Source organism: Sphingomonas sp. P3_C5 (assembly GCF_056402635.1).
In genome coordinates, this window is sequence record NZ_JBFUHA010000007.1 from 155,879 (window position 1) to 174,047 (window position 18,169).

An 18,169-nucleotide genomic window follows, 5' to 3' on the forward strand; every position below is an offset into this window, starting at 1 on the left:
CTGCCCTTCCTGTTCAGCGCTTGATGGCGAGGCTGGCGAGATAGGCCGCCGGATTGCCGGGATCGAACACCTTGCCGTCGAAGAAATGCTCGGCCCCGCGGCTGTCGCCCTTGGGGATCTGCGCCGCCGGAACCTTGGCCAGAGCAGCCGCCTTGCGCCAGATATCGGCGCGGTTGACCTGGCCGATCACCGCCATCTTGTTGAGCGTCTTCGGCAGCTTGCCCCAGCGCTGTTCCTCGGTGAGGAACCACAGATCGTGGCTCTTGTACGGGAAGGACGCGTTCGCCGCCCAGAACTTCATCTTGAACGGCGCGTTCTTGAACACGCGCCCATCGCCCATGGTGAAATTGCCGGCGAGCCGATCCTGGATGTCAGTGACCGGCACCTTCAGCCAGTCGCGACCGCCGATCATGGTGGCGAGCTTCAGATTGTTCGCCGGATTGTCGCAGATCCGCTGCGCCTCGATGATCGCCGCGGTCAGCGCGATCGCTGCATTGGGGTGCGCCGCGACCCAGTCGGCGCGCATGCCGAACGCCTTTTCGGGATGGTTCATCCACATCTGGCCGGTCGACACAGCGGTGTAGCCGATGCCCTGCGCGACCAGCTGGTCGTTCCACGGCTCGCCGACGCAGAATGCCTCCATCGTGTTCGCCTTCATATTGGCGACCATCTGGGCTGGCGGGATGGTGATCAGATCGACATCCTTGTCGGGGTCGATACCTGCGGCCGCCATCCAGTAGCGGATCCACAGATCGTGGGTGCCGCCCGGGAAGGTCATCGCCATGTTGATCTTGTTGCCGCTCGCCTTGCGCTGGGCGATGATGGCTTTCATCTTCGCGGCGTTGATATCGGCCTTGGCGGCGAGATAGGCTTTTTCGACCGAGATGCCCTGGCCGTTGACGTTCAGCCGGGCGAGGATGTTCATCGGCACCTTGCCGGCGGCACCCAGCGTCAGCAGATAAGGCATCGGCGAAAGGATATGCGCGCCGTCGATTCCGCCGCCGCCCGAGCCGAGCACGAGATTGTCGCGGGTCGCGCCCCAGCTCGCCTGCTTGGCGACGGTCACGTCTGGCATGCCATATTTGGCGAACAGCCCCATTTCCTTCGCCACGATCAGCGGCGCGGAATCGGTCAGCGCGATGAAGCCGAGCTTCGCACCCGTGACCTCAGGCCCCGTCCCAGCTGCGAAGGCGCCGGATGGAAACAGCGTGCTGATCGAAGAGAGTGTCGCGGTGGCGGCTGCAACACCACCCAGCTTCAGAAATCCGCGCCGCTCGAGCGTTGCGCCCCCATCAACCTTTGCGCTCTGGTCTTCCGTGTCCATCGCCAATTCCCCCGAATGCTTGAGACGAAAAAAAACCGCCTCGAACAGCGGTCGTGTGGACCGGTTCGGGCGGCGTCGTTGCCAGTGCATGCCCCTCGGGGCAGCACAGCGATCCTGCCCCTCAATGGGCCGGATCGCTTATCCGTGTCGGCACGTCATCGTGCTGACCCAATAAGGCTGTCACCGATTCGGGGGCTGCGCAAGCTTTTTTTGTGCGGTGCGGAAAGATATCTCAAAAGCGTGCAAATTCCGGTCCTTGCCTCACACAGATCCTCTTTTCTCCGATCGAATCTCCTCGTTGCGGGTGCCGACTCCAGAGATTTTCGAGACAAAAATGATGCGCCGCGGTATTTTTGCACTTGCGAAGAGAATCGTTTTGGTGGAAATTGCATCTGCCGCACGGTAGACGTGCGATCAGAGGATTCGGCCCCAATGGCGGGGCTGGAGCCACCACAGACAGCAAAGCCGCTGTCCGGTCTTCATTCGCGACGCGAGGGGGCCGGAAAGCGGCTTTTTTTTCGTGTTTCGAACGGATCGGATCGAGGATTATCATGGCAACGCTGATTTGGCAGAATGAGGAAAGCGAGCAGAAGAGCAGCTTCTGGAGTGTCGGCCACAGGCCCACGCTGATCGCGGCATTCCTGTATTTCGACCTCGCCTTCATGGTGTGGGTCCTGCTTGGACCGCTCGCGCCCGATATCGCCAAGGCATTGGCGCTGACGCCTGCTGAAAAGGGCCTGATGGTGGCGACACCGACCCTTGCCGGCGCAGTCCTGCGCGTGGTCAACGGCCTGCTGGTTGATCGGATCGGGCCGAAGCGGTCGGGCGCGATCAGCCAGATCATCGTGATCGTCGGCCTGCTTTCGGCCTGGCTGATGGGCGTGAGCAGCTTTGGCGGCACGCTTGCCCTCGGCGTCATCCTCGGCTTTGCCGGCGCAAGCTTCGCCATCGCACTCCCCCTCGCCAGCCGCTGGTATCCAGCCGAGCATCAGGGCAAGGCCATGGGCATTGCCGGCATGGGCAATTCCGGCACTGTCTTCGCCGCCCTGTTCGCGCCGACGCTCGCCAAAATGTTCGGCTGGAACGCAGTGCTCGGGCTTGCCTGCATCCCGCTCAGCATCGTCTTTGTCGCCTATATGCTGATGGCCAAGGACGCTCCCAACGCGCCCGCGCCGAAGAGCATCACCGCATATCTCGAGCCTCTGAAGACCTCTGATGCCTGGTGGTTCATGCTGTTCTACGGCGTCACCTTTGGCGGGTTCGTTGGGCTGGCGGCTTCGCTGACCATCTATTTCCACGACCAGTTCGGCCTGACGACCGTCATGGCGGGCTATTCCACCGCCGGCTGCGTCTTCGCGGGGTCGCTGGTGCGGCCGCTCGGTGGCGGGCTCGCCGACGCGATCGGCGGGGTGAAGACGCTCACCGCAGTCTATATCGTCGCGGCCTTGGCGCTTGCCGGGGTCAGTGCTGCCCCGTCGCTGACGGCAGCCCTCGGCCTCTTCGTCGTCGCGATGCTCGCGCTTGGCACCGGCAACGGCGCTGTGTTCCAGCTCGTGCCGCAGCGTTTCCGCGCCGAGATCGGCGTGATGACCGGCCTGGTCGGCATGGCGGGCGGCATTGGCGGCTTCTACCTCGCCTCCTCGCTCGGCGTCGCGAAGCAGTTCACCGGCAGCTACCAGTCGGGCTTCCTGATCTTCTCCTGTCTGTGCCTGGTCGCGCTGGGTGGCCTGATGATGGTCAAGCGCCGCTGGCGCGCGACCTGGGGTGCGGCTGCCGACGCCCGGATCTGACGATCCGGCCCGGTTCTCATCATTTGTTTTCGGAGTGATTGTGATGGATTTTCAGGGGCACGGGACGATCGACGAGGGAGTCACGAGCGACGACTCCTCCGCCGCCGGCACGCGCGCGCATCTCGTCGTGGTCGGCAACGGCATGGCCGGGTGCCGGGCGATCGAGGAGCTGATCGAGCGCGATCCCAACCGGTACCGCGTGACGATCTTCGGCGCCGAACCGCATGTGAACTATAACCGCATCATGCTCTCCCCCGTCCTCGCCGGCGAGAAGAGCTTCGACGAGATCGTGATCAACGATCGGGCCTGGTATGCCGACAACCGGATCGACCTGATCGTCGACGATCCGGTCGTCGCGGTCGATCGCGCCGCCAAGACGGTGACGGCGCGGTCGGGCCGCACCACCAGCTATGACCGGCTGCTGATCGCCACCGGCTCCGATCCCTTCATCATCCCGGTGCCGGGCAAGGATCTGCCCGGGGTCATCAGCTTCCGCGACATGGCCGATGTCGATCATATGGTCAGCGCGGCTGAAAAGGGCGGCGATGCGGTGGTGATCGGCGGCGGGCTTCTCGGGCTCGAAGCTGCGCACGGCCTGTCCTTGCGCGGCATGAAGGTCACCGTCATCCATCTGATGCCGACGCTGATGGAGCGTCAGCTCGACGAGGCCGCCGCATGGCTGCTGCGCACTGCGCTGGAAGCGCGGGGTCAGACCATTTTGACCGAGGCCGATACCGCCGAGATCGTCGGCGACACCCATGTCGAAGGCGTCCGGCTCAAGGACGGCCGGCTGATCCCGGCAAGCCTGGTGGTGATGGCGGTCGGCATCCGCCCGAATGTGAGACTGGCGCGCGAGGCTGGTCTCGCGGTCGGGCGCGGCATCCAGGTCGACGATCATATGGTGACGAGCGACGCTTCCGTGCTGGCGGTCGGCGAATGCGTCGAGCATCGCGGCCAGGTCTACGGTCTGGTCGCGCCGCTCTGGGACATGTGCCGCGCGCTGGCCGATGGGCTGGCTGAGCGGCCGAGCGGCTATCAGGGCTCAGTCACCTCGACCAAGCTCAAGGTTTCCGGGATCGACGTCTTCTCGGCGGGCGACTTCACCGCCGGCGAGGATTCCGAGGATATCGTGCTGCGCGACGCGGCACGCGGCGTCTATAAGCGCATCGTCATCAAGGACGGCCGGATCGTCGGCGCGGTCCTCTACGGCGATACTGGCGATGGCGGCTGGTATTTCGACCTGATGAAACGAGGCGAGGATGTCGGCCCGCTGCGCGACCTGCTGATCTTTGGCCAAGCCTTCGCCCAGGGAGGTGGGCCTGCGGACCCTAAGTCTGCCGTTGCGGCGCTCTCGGACGATGCCGAGATCTGTGGTTGCAACGGCGTTTCCAAGGGCAAGGTTGTTGCGTGCATCTCGGGCGGCGCACAGACGCTCGATGCGGTGCGCGCCGGGTGCAAGGCTTCGGCATCATGCGGTTCCTGCACCGGGCTGGTCGAGAGCCTGCTCGCGGTAACGCTCGGTGACGATTATGCCGGTGAGCGCACCGTCCGGACGATGTGCAAATGCACCAGCTTCGGCCATGACGATGTCCGCCGTGAGATCGTCGCCCAGTCGATGCGCTCGATCCCCGAAGTGATGCAGAAGCTTCACTGGTCGACGCCCGATGGCTGCGCCTCGTGCCGCTCGGCGCTCAATTATTATCTGCTGTGCGCGCTTCCTGGCGAGTATGTCGACGATCAGCAAAGCCGTTTCGTCAACGAGCGGATGCACGCCAATATCCAGAAGGACGGCACCTATTCGGTCGTGCCGCGGATGTGGGGCGGCGTCACCTCGCCGAAGGAATTGCGCGCGATCGCTGACGTGGTCGAGAAATATGATGCGCCTTTGGTCAAGGTGACGGGCGGACAGCGGCTCGATATTTTCGGGATCAAGAAGGAGGATCTGCCCGCGGTCTGGGCCGACCTCAACGCGGCCGGGATGGTTTCAGGTCACGCTTACGGCAAGTCGCTGCGCACGGTGAAGACCTGTGTCGGTTCCGACTGGTGCCGCTTCGGCACCCAGGATTCGACCGGGCTCGGCATCAAGATCGAGCGGATGACCTGGGGATCCTGGATGCCCCACAAGTTCAAGATCGCAGTCTCGGGCTGCCCGCGCAATTGCGCCGAGGCGACGATCAAGGATTTCGGGATCGTCTGCGTCGATAGCGGTTACGAGCTCCATGTCGGCGGCAATGGCGGGATCAAGGTCCGCGCCACCGACCTGCTCTGCAAGGTTTCGACCGAGCAGGAGGCGATGGATTATTGCGCCGCCTTCATCCAGCTCTACCGCGAAGAGGCGCGCTATCTCGAGCGCACCGCGCCGTGGATCGAGCGGGTCGGGCTCGAGCATATCATCGCGCGTGTGGTCGAGGATGAGGTCGGGCGCGAGGCACTCCGGTCCCGTTTCCTGTTCTCGCAGAGCTTTTGCCAGGACGATCCCTGGGCGGCCCGCGCCGCCGGCGCCGAGCGCGAACAGCATGCGCATATGGCTGAATTCAAACCGCTCGCCGTGGAGGTACTGGCATGATTGGAGAATGGCTCGATATCGGCTGGCTGCACCAGATCCCGCTGCGGGGTTCGCGCACGATCCCGGTCGAGGGCGGCGAAGAGATCGCCGTGTTCCGCACCAGCGACAACCGCGTGTTCGCCCTCGCCAATCGCTGCCCGCACAAGGGCGGTCCGCTGAGCCAGGGGATCGTGCACGGGCATAGCGTTGCTTGCCCGCTGCACAATTGGAACATCGCGCTGACCACGGGTGAGGCACAGGGCGGCGACAAGGGCTGCACGCCGACCATCCCGGTCAAGGTCGATGCGGGCCGAGTGCTGCTGTGCCGGGCTTCGACCTTGAAGGCGGCGGCGTGACTTGCCTTCTCAAGCCCCTCCCCTTCAGGGGAGGGGTTGGGGGTGGGGGACGTCTCACCGAGACCAGCGCTTGCGGTGACTCCCCCACCCCAACCCAGTGGTGGGGCTCTTTGCCCTGTCCGGGGGACAGGGCTGCCCCACCACTCCTGAAGGGGAGGGGCTTTTGACCGCCATCCGCACAACCTGCGCCTATTGCGGCGTTGGCTGCGGCATCGCCGCGACCCCGCTCGGCGGGCGCGCGGTCGAGATCAAGGGCGACCTCGAACACCCTGCCAATCACGGCAAATTATGCTCCAAGGGCACGCATCTCGGCGAGACGGTCGGTCTCGAGGGCCGGCTGCTCCACCCGATGATCGGCAAACGCCGCGCAAGCTGGGACAAGGCGACGTCGCTCGTCGCCAAGCGCTTCGCCGATACCATAGCCACATACGGCCCGGGCAGCGTCGCCTTCTATGTCTCGGGCCAGTTGCTGACCGAGGATTATTACGTCGCCAACAAGCTGATGAAGGGGTTCATCGGCACCTCCAATATCGACACCAATTCCCGGCTTTGCATGTCGAGCGCGGTTGCGGGGCATGTCCGCGCGTTCGGTGAGGACGTCGTCCCCGGCAGCTATGACGATCTCGACGAAGCCGATCTGTTCGTGCTGGTCGGATCGAATACCGCCTGGTGCCACCCGATCGTCTATCAGCGCATCCAGGCGGCGCGGGCTAGCCGGGGCGCAAAGCTGGTCGTGATCGATCCGCGCCGCACCGAGACCTGCGCCGACGCCGATCTCCACCTCGCGCTCCGCCCAGGCAGCGATGTCGCGTTGATGAACGGCCTGCTCGCCTATTGCGCAAGCGAGGGGCTGGTCGATCAGGCCTATCTCGCCGCCAGCGTTTCGGTGCCCGAAAATTTCTGGGAGACGCTCGATCAAGGCGGCGATCTCTGGTCGGTTGCCAGGGCCTGCGACGTGCCGCCGGCCGATCTGTTGCGCTTCTATGAGCTGTTCGCCGCGCGGCCGCGCACCGTCACCCTGTTCAGCCAGGGCATCAACCAGTCGCTGCGCGGCACTGATCAGGTCAACGCGATCGTCAACCTCCACCTCGCCACCGGACGGATCGGCAAGCCGGGGGCCGCGCCCTTCTCGATCACCGGCCAGCCCAATGCGATGGGCGGCCGCGAGGTCGGCGGCCTTGCCTCGACACTCGCCGCGCATATGAACTTCGCGCCCGAGGATGTTGCCCGGGTCGGCCGTTTCTGGGCGGCGCCCAACATGGCGACGCGGCCGGGCCTCAAGGCGGTCGATATGTTCCGCGCGGTCAGCGAGGGCCGGATCAAGGCGATCTGGATCATGGCGACCAACCCCGCCGTCAGCATGCCCGACGCCAATTCGGTGCGCGCAGCACTCGCCGCCTGCCCGTTCGTCGTGGTCTCGGACGTGATCGCCGATACCGACACAAGCCGCCTCGCCCATGTCCGCCTCCCCGCCGCCGGCTGGGGCGAGAAGGACGGCACGGTCACCAATTCGGAGCGCCTCATCAGCCGCCAGCGCGCCTTTCTGCCTCTGCCCGGCGAGGCGAGGCCCGACTGGTGGATCATCAGCGAAGTCGCACGCCGGATGGGCTGGGCCCAGGCGTTCGCCTATAACGGCGCTGCCGATATCTGGCGCGAGCATGCCCGTCTTTCCGCCTATCAGAATGATGGCGCGCGGCTGTTCGATCTGCGCGCACACGCGGCGATCGGCAACCAGGCCTATGACGCGATGGAGCCGTTCCGCTGGGGCGGCAACGCCTTTGCCGATGGACGCTTCTCGACCCCCGACGGCAAGGCGCGGATCGTGCCGGTCAATCAGGCGCCGCTCGCTGACCCGCTCGCCGACTGGCCGATGACGCTCAACACCGGGCGCTACCGCGACCAGTGGCACACCATGACGCGCACCGGGCTGAGCCCGAAGCTCGCGCGCCACCGCGAGGAGCCTCTGGTCGAGATCCACCCGGCCGATGCCGACGCGCTCGGGATCGCCGAGGGCGATATCGCCCGGGTGGCGACACCGCAGGGCAACAGCCTTTTCCGGGCGCGGCTGAGCGAGGACCAGCGGCGTGGCGATATCTTCACCCCGATCCACTGGACGGATCGCCAGTCGACGGGCGGCCGCACCGGCCTTTTGCCGCGCCCGCTGACCGATCCGCATTCAGGCCAGCCCGGGTTCAAGGCGACGCCCGCACGGCTCGCCAAGGTCGCAACTGAATGGCACGGCTTCCTGATCGCGGCTGACGCCGAGGTGCAGCCCGATTGCCTCTGGTCGACACGCATATCGGTACCGGGCGGCGTGTTGCACGAGCTGGCGGGTGTCGGCGATGCGGCAATGCTCGACGCCTGCCTGCCGCGCGGCGACCGGATCGAGGCATTCGATCGCGCGCAGGGCTCGCGGCGCATCGCGATCCTCAAGGATGGCAAGCTTGCCGCCGTGCTGTTCGTCACGAAGAGCGGCATATTGCCCTCGCGCGACTGGCTGATCGCCCAGCTCACCGCGGCAGCTGCCGCACCCACCATCCTCGCCGGCCGGGCGCCCGGCGCGCAGGAGGATCGCGGCCCGATCGTCTGCGTCTGCTTCGACATCGGCCTGCGCACGATCGTCAAGGCGATCGCCGGACAGGGGCTCACTGACGTGGCCGCGATCGGCAAGGCGCTCGGCGCGGGCACCAATTGCGGATCATGCCGCCCTGCCCTCGCCCAGTTGCTCACATCCACAAGGGAAGCTGTCCATGTCGCATCGTGACGCGCACCAGCCGGTCTGGCTGGTCGGTGCCGGCCCAGGCGATCCGGAACTGCTGACGCTCAAGGCAGCGCGACTGATCGCGGCGGCCGAGATCATCTTCTATGACGCATTGGTCGGTCCGGGCATCCTTTATCTCGCCAACCCCAAGGCCGAGCTGGTCGGCGTCGGCAAGCGGTCGGGCCGGCATTCGAAGGACCAGGCATCGATCAACGACCTGCTGCTTGAGGCAGCGCGCGCGGGCAGGCGCGTGGTCCGGCTCAAGGGCGGCGATCCTTCGATCTTCGGGCGCTCGACCGAGGAGATCGAGCATCTCGTCCGCCACGGCATTCCGGTCGAGATCTGCCCCGGCATCACCGCGGCAAGCGCGGCGGCGGCGAGCGGGCGCACCTCGCTCACCCTGCGCGGATCGGCGCGCAAACTGACTCTGGTGACCGCCCATGCCCGTGCCGGCGAAACGCTCGACCTCGATTGGGCCGGACTGGCGAGCGCCGATGCGACGCTCGCAATCTATATGGGCCGCGCGGCGGCAGGCGATATCGCGCGCGAACTGATTGCCGCCGGGCGAGCGGCCGATACGCCGGTGATGGTGGCGGTCAACGTCTCGCTGCCGAACGAGCGGCTGATCCGCGGCAAGCTCTCCGCCCTCGCCTTTCTCGTCCGGACAATCGGCGAGCGCGATCCGGCGCTGCTGCTGATCGGCGAGGCGGTTGCCGCGGTTGGGGTGGATGCGGCGCAGGTGGTGAAGAAGGTGGCCTTGAAGGCGAAACTCTAAGGCCAATACTCGTCACCCCGGGCTTGTCCCGGCGTTCGAGCTTTGGCTTTCCCCCGGAAAGCCAAGATTGTGTTTGAGGAACACAATCTCGCTCGAACGCATCGTGATCAACGATGACGGCATTTGCGGAACGATGGATGCCGGAACAAGTCCGGCATGACGGGGGGTGAGGATACCCGTCTAGCCGGACTTCTCCGGACTGCGTCCGCCGCGTGCAAACGCTTCCAGATCGGCCGGCGTGTTGATGTTGGGCAGCACCATATCGGGCACGACGTGTCGCGGCTGCGCCACCGCGAACCAGGCTTTTAACGAGCGATCGCTTCCCGCTTCCAGATGCGCATCCAGCACCGGCGCGAGCGCACTCGGCCAATAGCCGAGCAAATGCTGGCCCTCGACGATCGCGGGCCCCTCCCCGATCAACGCCGTGGCAAGCTCTCGCGGGAAAACCGGCATGTCGCAACCCGTGCTGAGCACGCCCGCGAAACCATGCGACGCCGCATGATGGAGCGCCGCGTTGAGGCCACCCAGCGGACCGATATCGGCACGCGGCCGATCGGCCAGCGAGAGCCGGCCCGGCATCTCTCGCCCGCAGACTGCGACTGCCTCGACGCACGCCGACAGATCGTGAATCGCGCGGTCGATCAAGGTCTGCCCATCGAGTTCCGCCAGCGCCTTGTCGCTACCGAAACGCCGCGATCCGCCACCCGCGAGCACCGCACCCAGGATTCGAGGCTGCTCGGTCATGACGGTTCCAGGATGTCGCTGCGGCTCACAGACCCCCTAGGCATGACACGCCAGCGGACAATCGCGGCAATAATGCTGCGATTGTCCGCTGAACTGCATGCTTCAGCAAACGCTCAAAGAGCGTGTTCCCACGCGGGGAGCGCGATTGGGCCGAGGTGGATGGGAAAATGGCGGGCCAGAACGTCGCTCTGGCTGTAGTCGGTGTCCGCGAACGCCACCCAATCCTGCACGCCGTCGATATCGATCTGCAACGGTATTTGTACGCCGCCGCCTGACACGATGACGTCGCCCGACTGCAGCTGGCTCGATGTTACACCCGTCAGCGTCACGGTGTTGCCGCCGCCCAGGTCGATCACCGCATTGCCGCCCACATCCTGCGTCGCAGCCTGCACCGAGGTGAAATCGGCAAAGAAAGCCGACAGATTGAGCTTGTCTGTGCCTGACACGAAGTCACCGACCGTATCCTGACCGGTGCCGAGGTTGAACACGAAGGTGTCCGCCCCGCTGCCACCGAACAGGGAATCAGCACCCGCTCCGCCATTGAGACTGTCGTCGCCAGCCCCGCTGGACAGAATGTTGGCGACCGCATCGCCGGTCAGTGTGTCGTTGAAGGCTGACCCGGACAGGTTCTCGATCCCGCTAAGCGTGTCGTTGCCCCATCCTGTCGCCTGCGCGCCGGCAAGCGCAAGGCTCACCGTCACGCCGCCGGTCGCGTCACTATAGTTGGCGGTGTCGTTCCCGGCGCCGCCGATCAAGGTGTCGTCGCCTGCCCCACCAAGCAGCATGTCGTTGTCGTTGCCGCCGTCGAGCGTGTCATTCCCGGCCAGGCCGATCAGCTTGTCGTTGCCGTCCCCTCCGCTGAGAGTGTCGTTGCCGGTAGCGCCGGTGAGCTTCTCGTTCAGGGCGCCGATGCCCGTCAGCGTCAGGTCGCCGATGAAACCATCGAAATTGTAGGCGGTGAACCCACCCGTATAGCCGTTGCTGATCGTGAAGATGGTCACGAAGCTGTTGGTCGCACCGACGCCGTCGCGGTCGCTTTGCAACAGCAGATCCGTCCCCGACTGCACCAGACGGAGGTGACCGTCGGCAAAGGCGTTGCTGTTCGCGGTGTATCCGGTCAAGCCGCGATTGAGGAAGTCCGTCATTTCGAACTTGTCGCCAGTGTCGCCGATCTGGAAATCGGTCACACGGCTGGTCCGGGCCGTAACCGCCACATCGGTCGAATTCGCCGCGTTGGAGCCGACGCCGAACTGGATGGTGTCGGCGCCGGAACCCAGCGTGATCTGGTAGTTGTTAACGCTGGTCGCACCGCGCATGCTGATGCTGACGATGTCGGCACCGGTGCCGGCGTTGACCGTGGCGCTGGCAACGCCAGTCAGGATGATGCGATCGTTGCCCGCGCCGCCATCGACCGTCACGACATCCAGGTTTCGGTCGTTGGAGGTCGCGCCCAGCGCCAGGTAGGTCTGGCCGATAAAGCCCGCAGTGTTTGTCGCCAGCGCCACCGACAGCGTGCCGCCACGCAGCTCGATCATGTCGTCGCCGTCGCCGCCATCCATGTTGATGTTGGTCGCCACGGCTGTGCCCGGGGTGCCGCGCGTAACCAGAACGCTGTCGTTGCCGGCATAGCCGAACAGCGAATCCGTCTGGCTGAGCGCCGTTGCGCCCGTGCCGACCCCAGTGTCTACGATCAGATTGAAATCGTCAGTGCCCCGCAGGGTGTCGCCAAAGGCCGATCCGGTCAGATATTCGATGCCGCTCAGCGTATCCACACCTGCGCCGCCAGTGTTCTGGGCAACCTCGATCCGCAGATCGACGTTCACACCCGCCGTGGAGCTGACATAGGTTGCCGTGTCCAGGCCCTCGCCGCCGATCAGGGTATCGTTACCGGCCCCGCCCTCGAGCAGGTCGTTGCCGTACCAGCCATCGAGCACGTCATCGCCAGCGGCGCCGAAGATATTGTCAGCCGAGCCAGTGCCGCCGACCGTGTCGTTGACAGTGGTACCGCGGAAGATGAGGGCTTCGATGCTGGTCAGCGAGCCGACGCTCACGCCGTTTTCGGTAATGTCGCTGTTCCCGGCAAGGCTCCTCAGATCGAAGGCGATGCCGACGGTACTCGCGCCGACGCCGAGGCGGCCGTCATAGATCATGATCGCCGTGTCGCTTCCGTCGCCACCGTCATATGTGTCGTTACCGGCGTCGACCCCGGTGAAATACTGGCGTGACGTATTGCCTACCCCGCCGACCAGCGAGTCGTCGCCATCGCCGCCGCGCAGGATGTCGTTGCCCTGGCCGCCCGACAGATAGTCGTTGCCCGCGCCGCCTTCGAGTGTGTCGGCGCTGCCGTCGTCCAGCGAGGCACTCGTGCCGCCCAGCAGTGTGTCATTGCCGGCGCCGCCGAAGATCGTGTCGCTGCCGTTGCGGCCTTCGATGAGGTCCGCCGCGGCACCGCCGGTCAGCTGGTTGCCCAGGGTGTTGCCGGTCAGCGTATTGGCAAAGGCAGCCGCACCGACCACGTTTTCGATGTTGGTGATCGTGTCGCTGCCCCCGAAGGTCCCGGTGTTCTGCGCCGTGACGGTGTTGAGATTGACCGTGACCGTCGAGGTGGAGGCTGAATAATCGACGGTGTCCGCCCCGCCGGCGCCGTTATATGTGTCGCCGCCGCCGCCATCGAAGAAGATATTGTCGTTGCCGTCGCCCGTGATGTTGTCGGCGCCGGAGCCGGTGCGGACATTCTCGAAGTTCAGGATCGTGTCGTTGCCCCAGCCCGTATTCTGGGCCGTCACTGTGGCCAGATTGACCGTCACCGCGGTCGAACCTGTGAAGGCCAGCGTATCCACGCCCAGCCCGCCGTCGAGGACATCGTCGCCGAGGCCCCCTTCGATGACATTGGCGTTGGCGTCACCGGTCAGGATGTCGGCGGCCGTGCCGCCGGTCAGGTTCTCGATACTGCGCAATGTGGCGATCTGATTGCCGCCGACGGTGGCGGTGCCGTCCGACGCGCCGTTCAGTGTGGCCGTGACGGCGGCCGCGGAACCCGCGAAGGAAGCGGTATCGGACCCGATGCCGCCGTCCAGCAGATCCACGATGCCAACCGCGGTCGTGCCCGGGTTGAGCGTATCGTCGCCCGCACCGCCCCAAAGGGTGTTCGCGTTGGCGTCCCCGGTAAGGCTGTCGTTGAAGGCGGAGCCAAGCAGGTTTTCGAAGCCGCTGAGCGTGTCCGTGCCGGCGTTGACCGTGTTCTGCCCCGCGCCCTGCAGGCCGAGGCTTACCGTCACACCGGCCGTGGCGCCCGCATAGGAAGCGGTGTCGTTGCCTAGGTTGCCAGCCAGCGTATCGCTGCCCAGGCCGCCTTCGATGACATTGTCATTGCCGTCACCGGTCAGGGTGTCGTTATACTGCGAACCGACCAGGTTCTCGATGAGGTTCAGCAAGTCGTGGCCCGCCGCAACTGTGTCCTGCACCACGCCTTGCGTGTTCAGATCGACCGTGACGCCGGTTGCCGTGTTGCTGAAGGCCATCACGAACGACGCGGTATCGTTGCCGTTGCCGCCGTTCAGCGTGTCGTTTCCAAGCGTGCCCTGGAGATAGTCATTGCCCTCGCCGCCCCGCAGCGACGCGCTGCTGGTGTTGGTGGCTGAAAACGGCGCGGTGTTCACCGTGGCCGTGCTCAGGGACATGTTCAGCGTGTAGGTCGTGCCGGCCGCCAGCGGCTGGGCTGTGGTGTCCGAATTCTGCGTCCACCGGCCGACGCGGAGATAATAGGTTCCCGCGCTTGCGAAGGTCCAGGTCAGGTAGCTGTTCCCGGTTGAACTGCCCGCATCGGCGATGCTGTCGTCATTATTGGCCAGGATGACAGTGCCCGTGCTGTCGACCAGTTCGATCCAGGTATCGATGCTGCTGAAATCGATGTCGAAAATGGCCGTCGCGCCCGCGGTGGCGTCCACACGGTAATATTCCAGCCCGCCCCCGGTTGAGGTGGCGTTGATGGTAGCGTGCGGAGTCGTCGTGGAGTTGGTGATGTTGGAGTCGGAAACCAGCGTATAGGCGTTGCTGGTCTGCGGATTGATTGCCGTGGCCGTGCTCAGATTGGCAGTGGACTGGGCCTTGGTGATGATGGCGTTGTTCACAATGGTAAAGCCGCCACCGATCAGCCGGTCGTCGCCGGCAGCGCCCGATATCTGATCGAACCCACCGGAACCGCCCGTGAGCGTGTTGTTCTCGGAATTGCCGAGCAGGTAATCATTGCCGGCGGTTCCGCCGATGTTTTCGATGCTGCGCAGTGTGTCCGTCTCGCCATCGTGGTTCACGATGACGTCCGTCCCGAAATTGTTCAGGATAACGGTAACGCCCGTTATGTTGGTGAAGATCACCGTGTCGCTGCCGGCGCCCCCATCGAGAATATTGTTGGCGGTGTTTCCGACAAAGACGTCGTTGCCTGCGCCCCCCTTGACGTTCTCGATCAGGGACCGGGCGTCGTTATTGTAAAGCAGGGACATGGCGATGTTGCCGGGCGCCAGGTTGACCAGGCCCTGATAAGCCAGGTTGTTGACGAGCTGTGCCTGGTCGACGGTCGAGAATTCGCCCGGGCGAAGGTCGACGGTGACGCCATTGGCATAGTTGCTGGCGTCGATCGTGTCGTTGCCGCCGCCGTCCCAGATGGTGAGGAATATCTTGTTGCCCGACGGCGCTCCCTGGCCGACATTGTTGATGAACATCTCGCCGGTCGTCTGGCTGAAGGTGTAGACGCTGTCGTCGGAATTGGTGTTGTAGTTGGCGCCGTACAGATATTGCAGCGCGGCCAGATCATACTGCATATATGTCTGGGGCTGGTTGATCTTTTCACCCGCGAAATTGCTGTTGGTGAAGGGCGCGGGCGTATAGGTCATCAGCGACCAGGCCTGTCCGTCCCGATCCGGGGTCAGGGACTGGCTGCCGAAACGCGGCCCGCTGCCGAAATAGCCGGACAGATCGGTGTTCGTGTAATCCTGGTGCCCGTGCTTCAGCCCCATCGTGTGGCCGATCTCGTGCAACATGGTGGCGAACCCCCATGTCCCCTTGAAGGCGAGATCATAATAGGGCTGGTTGTTGCGGCCGAACCAGATGTCGCCGGCGAGGCCCTTCGTATCGGACGGGAAATTGCCGTAGGCGGATGCGTCGTCCTGGTCGGCAGTCTGCGAGATGCGGATGTTGGCGTGGACGGTATCCGTGTCGGTGATTTCGGTGAACGTCAGTCCAGTCGCCGCCGAGAGTTGGGCGAAGGCCGCACGCGCTGCCGCCTGCTGCTGCGCGCCAAGGTCGACATGGTAGAGGCTGACGCCGTTGGTGTCATAGCCGCTGCCGCTATAGTTCGAGCCCGATGTCGGAAAACTATAGGTGAGGTTCGTGGTGCTCCACTTCGAGCCGATCAGGGCCGCATCGATGTTGCGGATGCCCGTGAAGAAGTGGCTTCCATCCGGATTGGTGCCGAGCGTCAGCAATTCCCCGTTGATCGGAGAATTCGCACCGGCGCTGGGGAGGGTGGTCTTCGTGTCGGCGCCGCCTTTAGTGGCGCCCTCGCCCACTTCCAGTTCACCGACCACGGTGGGGATGTCCAACGGCTGATCCATGCCTGAACCAATACCGTTGTTGGATATGTCGGAGCCGAAATCCGAATTGAGCATAATGTTCCCCTCGATTGCGCCCACGAAAGACTCACGCCATGCACATTTGTGTCTATGTCGGGAAAAGTCCGTGATTCTCTTTGATGTCATATGTATTTACGGTGTGTTCATCATGGTCAAGGGCAAAGCGTGTTCGGTCGGCCCCGAGGTTTCCAGGATCGGGAAACGGCGCTGGAACGCTGCCGGATAGCGCCGTGACGCAGGCTGCTGGAGAGGCTGGACCGGCCCGGGCAGGAGCCGCTGCAGACCCGGGTGGAGACCCTGCGGAGTATGATCGGCTCGACCAGGCTCACCCGGCCAACTCGTGACACGAGATCGCGGTTCGCGTATCACGGGCTGTGCTCATGATCCCTCGGAGGGCGCGATGCTCCGCATTCTGCTATCGATCTCTTCGGTGCCGATCTCGTCGATGCTTATCGCCTGCACGCCCTCGCCCCAGAAAGCCGCCATGCCCAGTCCTGACCATTTTTCAGGGGCCACCGTCCCAGGTTCGAGCGGCCGAGGCATCGGGAACCCGGAGCCAGCCATTATGGAGCCGACCGCGGAGCCGGAGGCCATAGCAAAGAAATCCGCTCCCGGTCCGCTGGCGGACTCGCCCGCGGAGGCCCGGGGGCGTCAGATTCTTTCCACGGCCTTTGTCCGGGTGGGCCCGGACGGGCATCTGACGCTGGAGTTGCGCAATGGGAAGGCGCTGGTTCTGCGCAACGTGGTCATGCGGCCCAGCGACTATTGCGGCGTGCAAGTCGCCGGCGACCCGGCGCGCGCCAAATATTGCGGCGGATACGCCGAGGTCGCGGCAGCTCGGCCCGGCGGCGCGCAGGCGGTCTCGGACACCGTGGAGCCGGCTCCTGGGCTCCCGGAGGCGAAGTAGCGCGGGGGCGAGTTCTGCGGGAGAGACGAGTGCATCGCGGCCGGTGTCACGCACCCAGAAAAACCACACGACACAGCATGATGCAGCGCCGCATTCGGCCGCCAGTCTACGACGGGGCGCAAAGCGATAACTTTTAAACGGCTAGCTTTTCGCGTCTTTTCCAAGGAATTTCCGTAGCTGGTCGGCACTCGGGGCTAAGCGTTCAAAATGCATTGCTCGCGACAACCCTTCATCGCTCAGCGTGTAGACCGCGGTGTGAACGGTCCGACCGCCAAACCCCTGAGAGAAGGTTCTACCGCCATAGACACTCTTCTCGCCGGCGATGACCCAAAGTGCGAAGTTTGTGCCCGATGTTGTATATTTTTGAGAGCTATTTACCGTCGTAGTGAGAATGCTGCTGCACAAGTCAGGCCTAGGTACAGTCAGGATGTCCACTTCGCCTTCGATCGCCGCCCTGCGTGTTCGCGGCCGACGCCGTCGCCGTCGCATGCAAGAAAGTAGGAGAATACGATGACTCGGCGTGGTCTGGGGATTTGGCTGGCTCTAATTCTAATTTACATAATTTGTCTCATTTTGTTGGGGCTAAAGCTTAGCAATTGGGGAAAGACAGCGGACCTGAGCCAGTACAGGGTCTTCAAGGACCTCGTTCCGTTGCTCTTGGCCGTTCCCGCTGCTTGGCTTGGCGCACTTTTCCAGAAGCGGACGAGCTTTCTGACCGGCGCTCGAACTCTCTACGAGAGCGCCATTAAAACCATTCATGAAGTAATAGAGTACACGTATCTCAACCCTCCTCAATTATCTGACTACGTAGCCATCACAAAAAAGATAGATATTACGATGGATTTACTTCGAGGTACTTTCAAAGACGTTCATGAAGGTACGCGGTACTATTACCCGTTCGACACCCTAGGCGAAATTCGACACAGCTTGGGTGAGCTCGGGTACGGCGCGAAATTCGAAGGTGAAGAGTCTGCTGCAACTGCCCGAACCTGGTATCGTGAGCAATGGACCAATAAATTGAGACCGGTCATTTTGAATGAACTTGATATACACTTACCCTCCTTACAGGATTCATCGTTATTGGAGGGACGACGACAAACTGTCATAGTCGCCGCGCGGTCAATTAAATCATTCGAAAGGCACAGATTTTTCTCCCCCGAGGTTGAGAGGATTATTGAAGAGAATTCAAATCTGCTCTCCAAACAGCGAGCGTTGCTGTATCTTAGGCGGCTCAGGCGGAAAATCGGGCGGAATCGTTGGCAAGAGCTTCCCCCGCCTGATCGGTCGGGACCAGAGCGGCCTATCAGCTAAGTCGTCTGCTTCTGTACAACAATGGGCTA

General features: G+C 63.8%; 9 protein-coding genes. 6 read left to right on the forward strand and 3 right to left on the reverse strand.

Translation table 11 applies throughout. From position 1 onward, the window contains the following. Positions 1-13: 13 nt before the first annotated feature. A complete protein-coding gene (locus tag AC1DVS_RS17985) occupies positions 14-1,324 on the reverse strand; it encodes a CmpA/NrtA family ABC transporter substrate-binding protein (protein ID WP_478025289.1) in 1,311 nt (436 codons plus the stop codon). Positions 1,325-1,875: 551 nt separating this feature from the next. On the opposite strand from AC1DVS_RS17985, the gene AC1DVS_RS17990 reads away from it, so the two are divergent. From AC1DVS_RS17990 to cobA, 5 genes are all read left to right on the forward strand, one after another. Beyond that, positions 1,876-3,114 (forward strand): nitrate/nitrite transporter, encoded by a 1,239-nt coding sequence (locus AC1DVS_RS17990; RefSeq protein ID WP_478025290.1) that lies wholly within the window; start codon positions 1,876-1,878, stop codon positions 3,112-3,114. 43 nt (positions 3,115-3,157) lie between these two features. Continuing rightward, a complete protein-coding gene (gene nirB / locus AC1DVS_RS17995) occupies positions 3,158-5,680 on the forward strand; it encodes a nitrite reductase large subunit NirB (RefSeq protein WP_478025291.1) in 2,523 nt (840 codons plus the stop codon). Beyond that, positions 5,677-6,015 (forward strand): nitrite reductase small subunit NirD, encoded by a 339-nt coding sequence (gene nirD, locus AC1DVS_RS18000; RefSeq protein ID WP_478025292.1) that lies wholly within the window; start codon positions 5,677-5,679, stop codon positions 6,013-6,015. Before nirB ends, nirD begins: the two co-directional genes overlap by 4 nt. A gap of 163 nt (positions 6,016-6,178) precedes the next feature. Further along, positions 6,179-8,779, forward strand: a complete 2,601-nt coding sequence (locus tag AC1DVS_RS18005) for a molybdopterin-dependent oxidoreductase (RefSeq protein WP_478025293.1) — start codon at positions 6,179-6,181, stop codon at positions 8,777-8,779. Next, on the forward strand, positions 8,766-9,551 hold the full coding sequence (gene cobA / locus AC1DVS_RS18010; protein WP_478025294.1) for a uroporphyrinogen-III C-methyltransferase: 786 nt from the start codon (positions 8,766-8,768) through the stop codon (positions 9,549-9,551). Before AC1DVS_RS18005 ends, cobA begins: the two co-directional genes overlap by 14 nt. A gap of 180 nt (positions 9,552-9,731) precedes the next feature. Here cobA and mobA read toward each other — a convergent pair whose 3' ends face one another. Further along, complete coding sequence (gene mobA / locus AC1DVS_RS18015; RefSeq protein ID WP_478025295.1) at positions 9,732-10,295, reverse strand: molybdenum cofactor guanylyltransferase; 564 nt, start codon at positions 10,293-10,295, stop codon at positions 9,732-9,734. Positions 10,296-10,408: 113 nt separating this feature from the next. Then, positions 10,409-15,904 (reverse strand): M10 family metallopeptidase C-terminal domain-containing protein, encoded by a 5,496-nt coding sequence (locus AC1DVS_RS18020; RefSeq protein WP_478025296.1) that lies wholly within the window; start codon positions 15,902-15,904, stop codon positions 10,409-10,411. Between the two features lie 418 nt (positions 15,905-16,322). Here AC1DVS_RS18020 and AC1DVS_RS18025 point away from each other — a divergent pair, with 418 nt between their 5' ends. After that, a complete protein-coding gene (locus AC1DVS_RS18025; RefSeq protein WP_478025297.1) occupies positions 16,323-16,829 on the forward strand; it encodes a hypothetical protein in 507 nt (168 codons plus the stop codon). Positions 16,830-18,169: the final 1,340 nt, after the last annotated feature.

Coding starts and splice junctions, on each gene's coding strand:
- AC1DVS_RS17985 (WP_478025289.1), bottom strand. CDS start 1,324: ATGGACACGGAAGACCAGAGCGCAAAGGTTGATGGGGGCGCAACGCTC.
- AC1DVS_RS17990 (WP_478025290.1), top strand. CDS start 1,876: ATGGCAACGCTGATTTGGCAGAATGAGGAAAGCGAGCAGAAGAGCAGC.
- nirB (WP_478025291.1), top strand. CDS start 3,158: ATGGATTTTCAGGGGCACGGGACGATCGACGAGGGAGTCACGAGCGAC.
- nirD (WP_478025292.1), top strand. CDS start 5,677: ATGATTGGAGAATGGCTCGATATCGGCTGGCTGCACCAGATCCCGCTG.
- cobA (WP_478025294.1), top strand. CDS start 8,766: ATGTCGCATCGTGACGCGCACCAGCCGGTCTGGCTGGTCGGTGCCGGC.
- mobA (WP_478025295.1), bottom strand. CDS start 10,295: ATGACCGAGCAGCCTCGAATCCTGGGTGCGGTGCTCGCGGGTGGCGGA.
- AC1DVS_RS18020 (WP_478025296.1), bottom strand. CDS start 15,904: ATGGATCAGCCGTTGGACATCCCCACCGTGGTCGGTGAACTGGAAGTG.
- AC1DVS_RS18025 (WP_478025297.1), top strand. CDS start 16,323: ATGCTCCGCATTCTGCTATCGATCTCTTCGGTGCCGATCTCGTCGATG.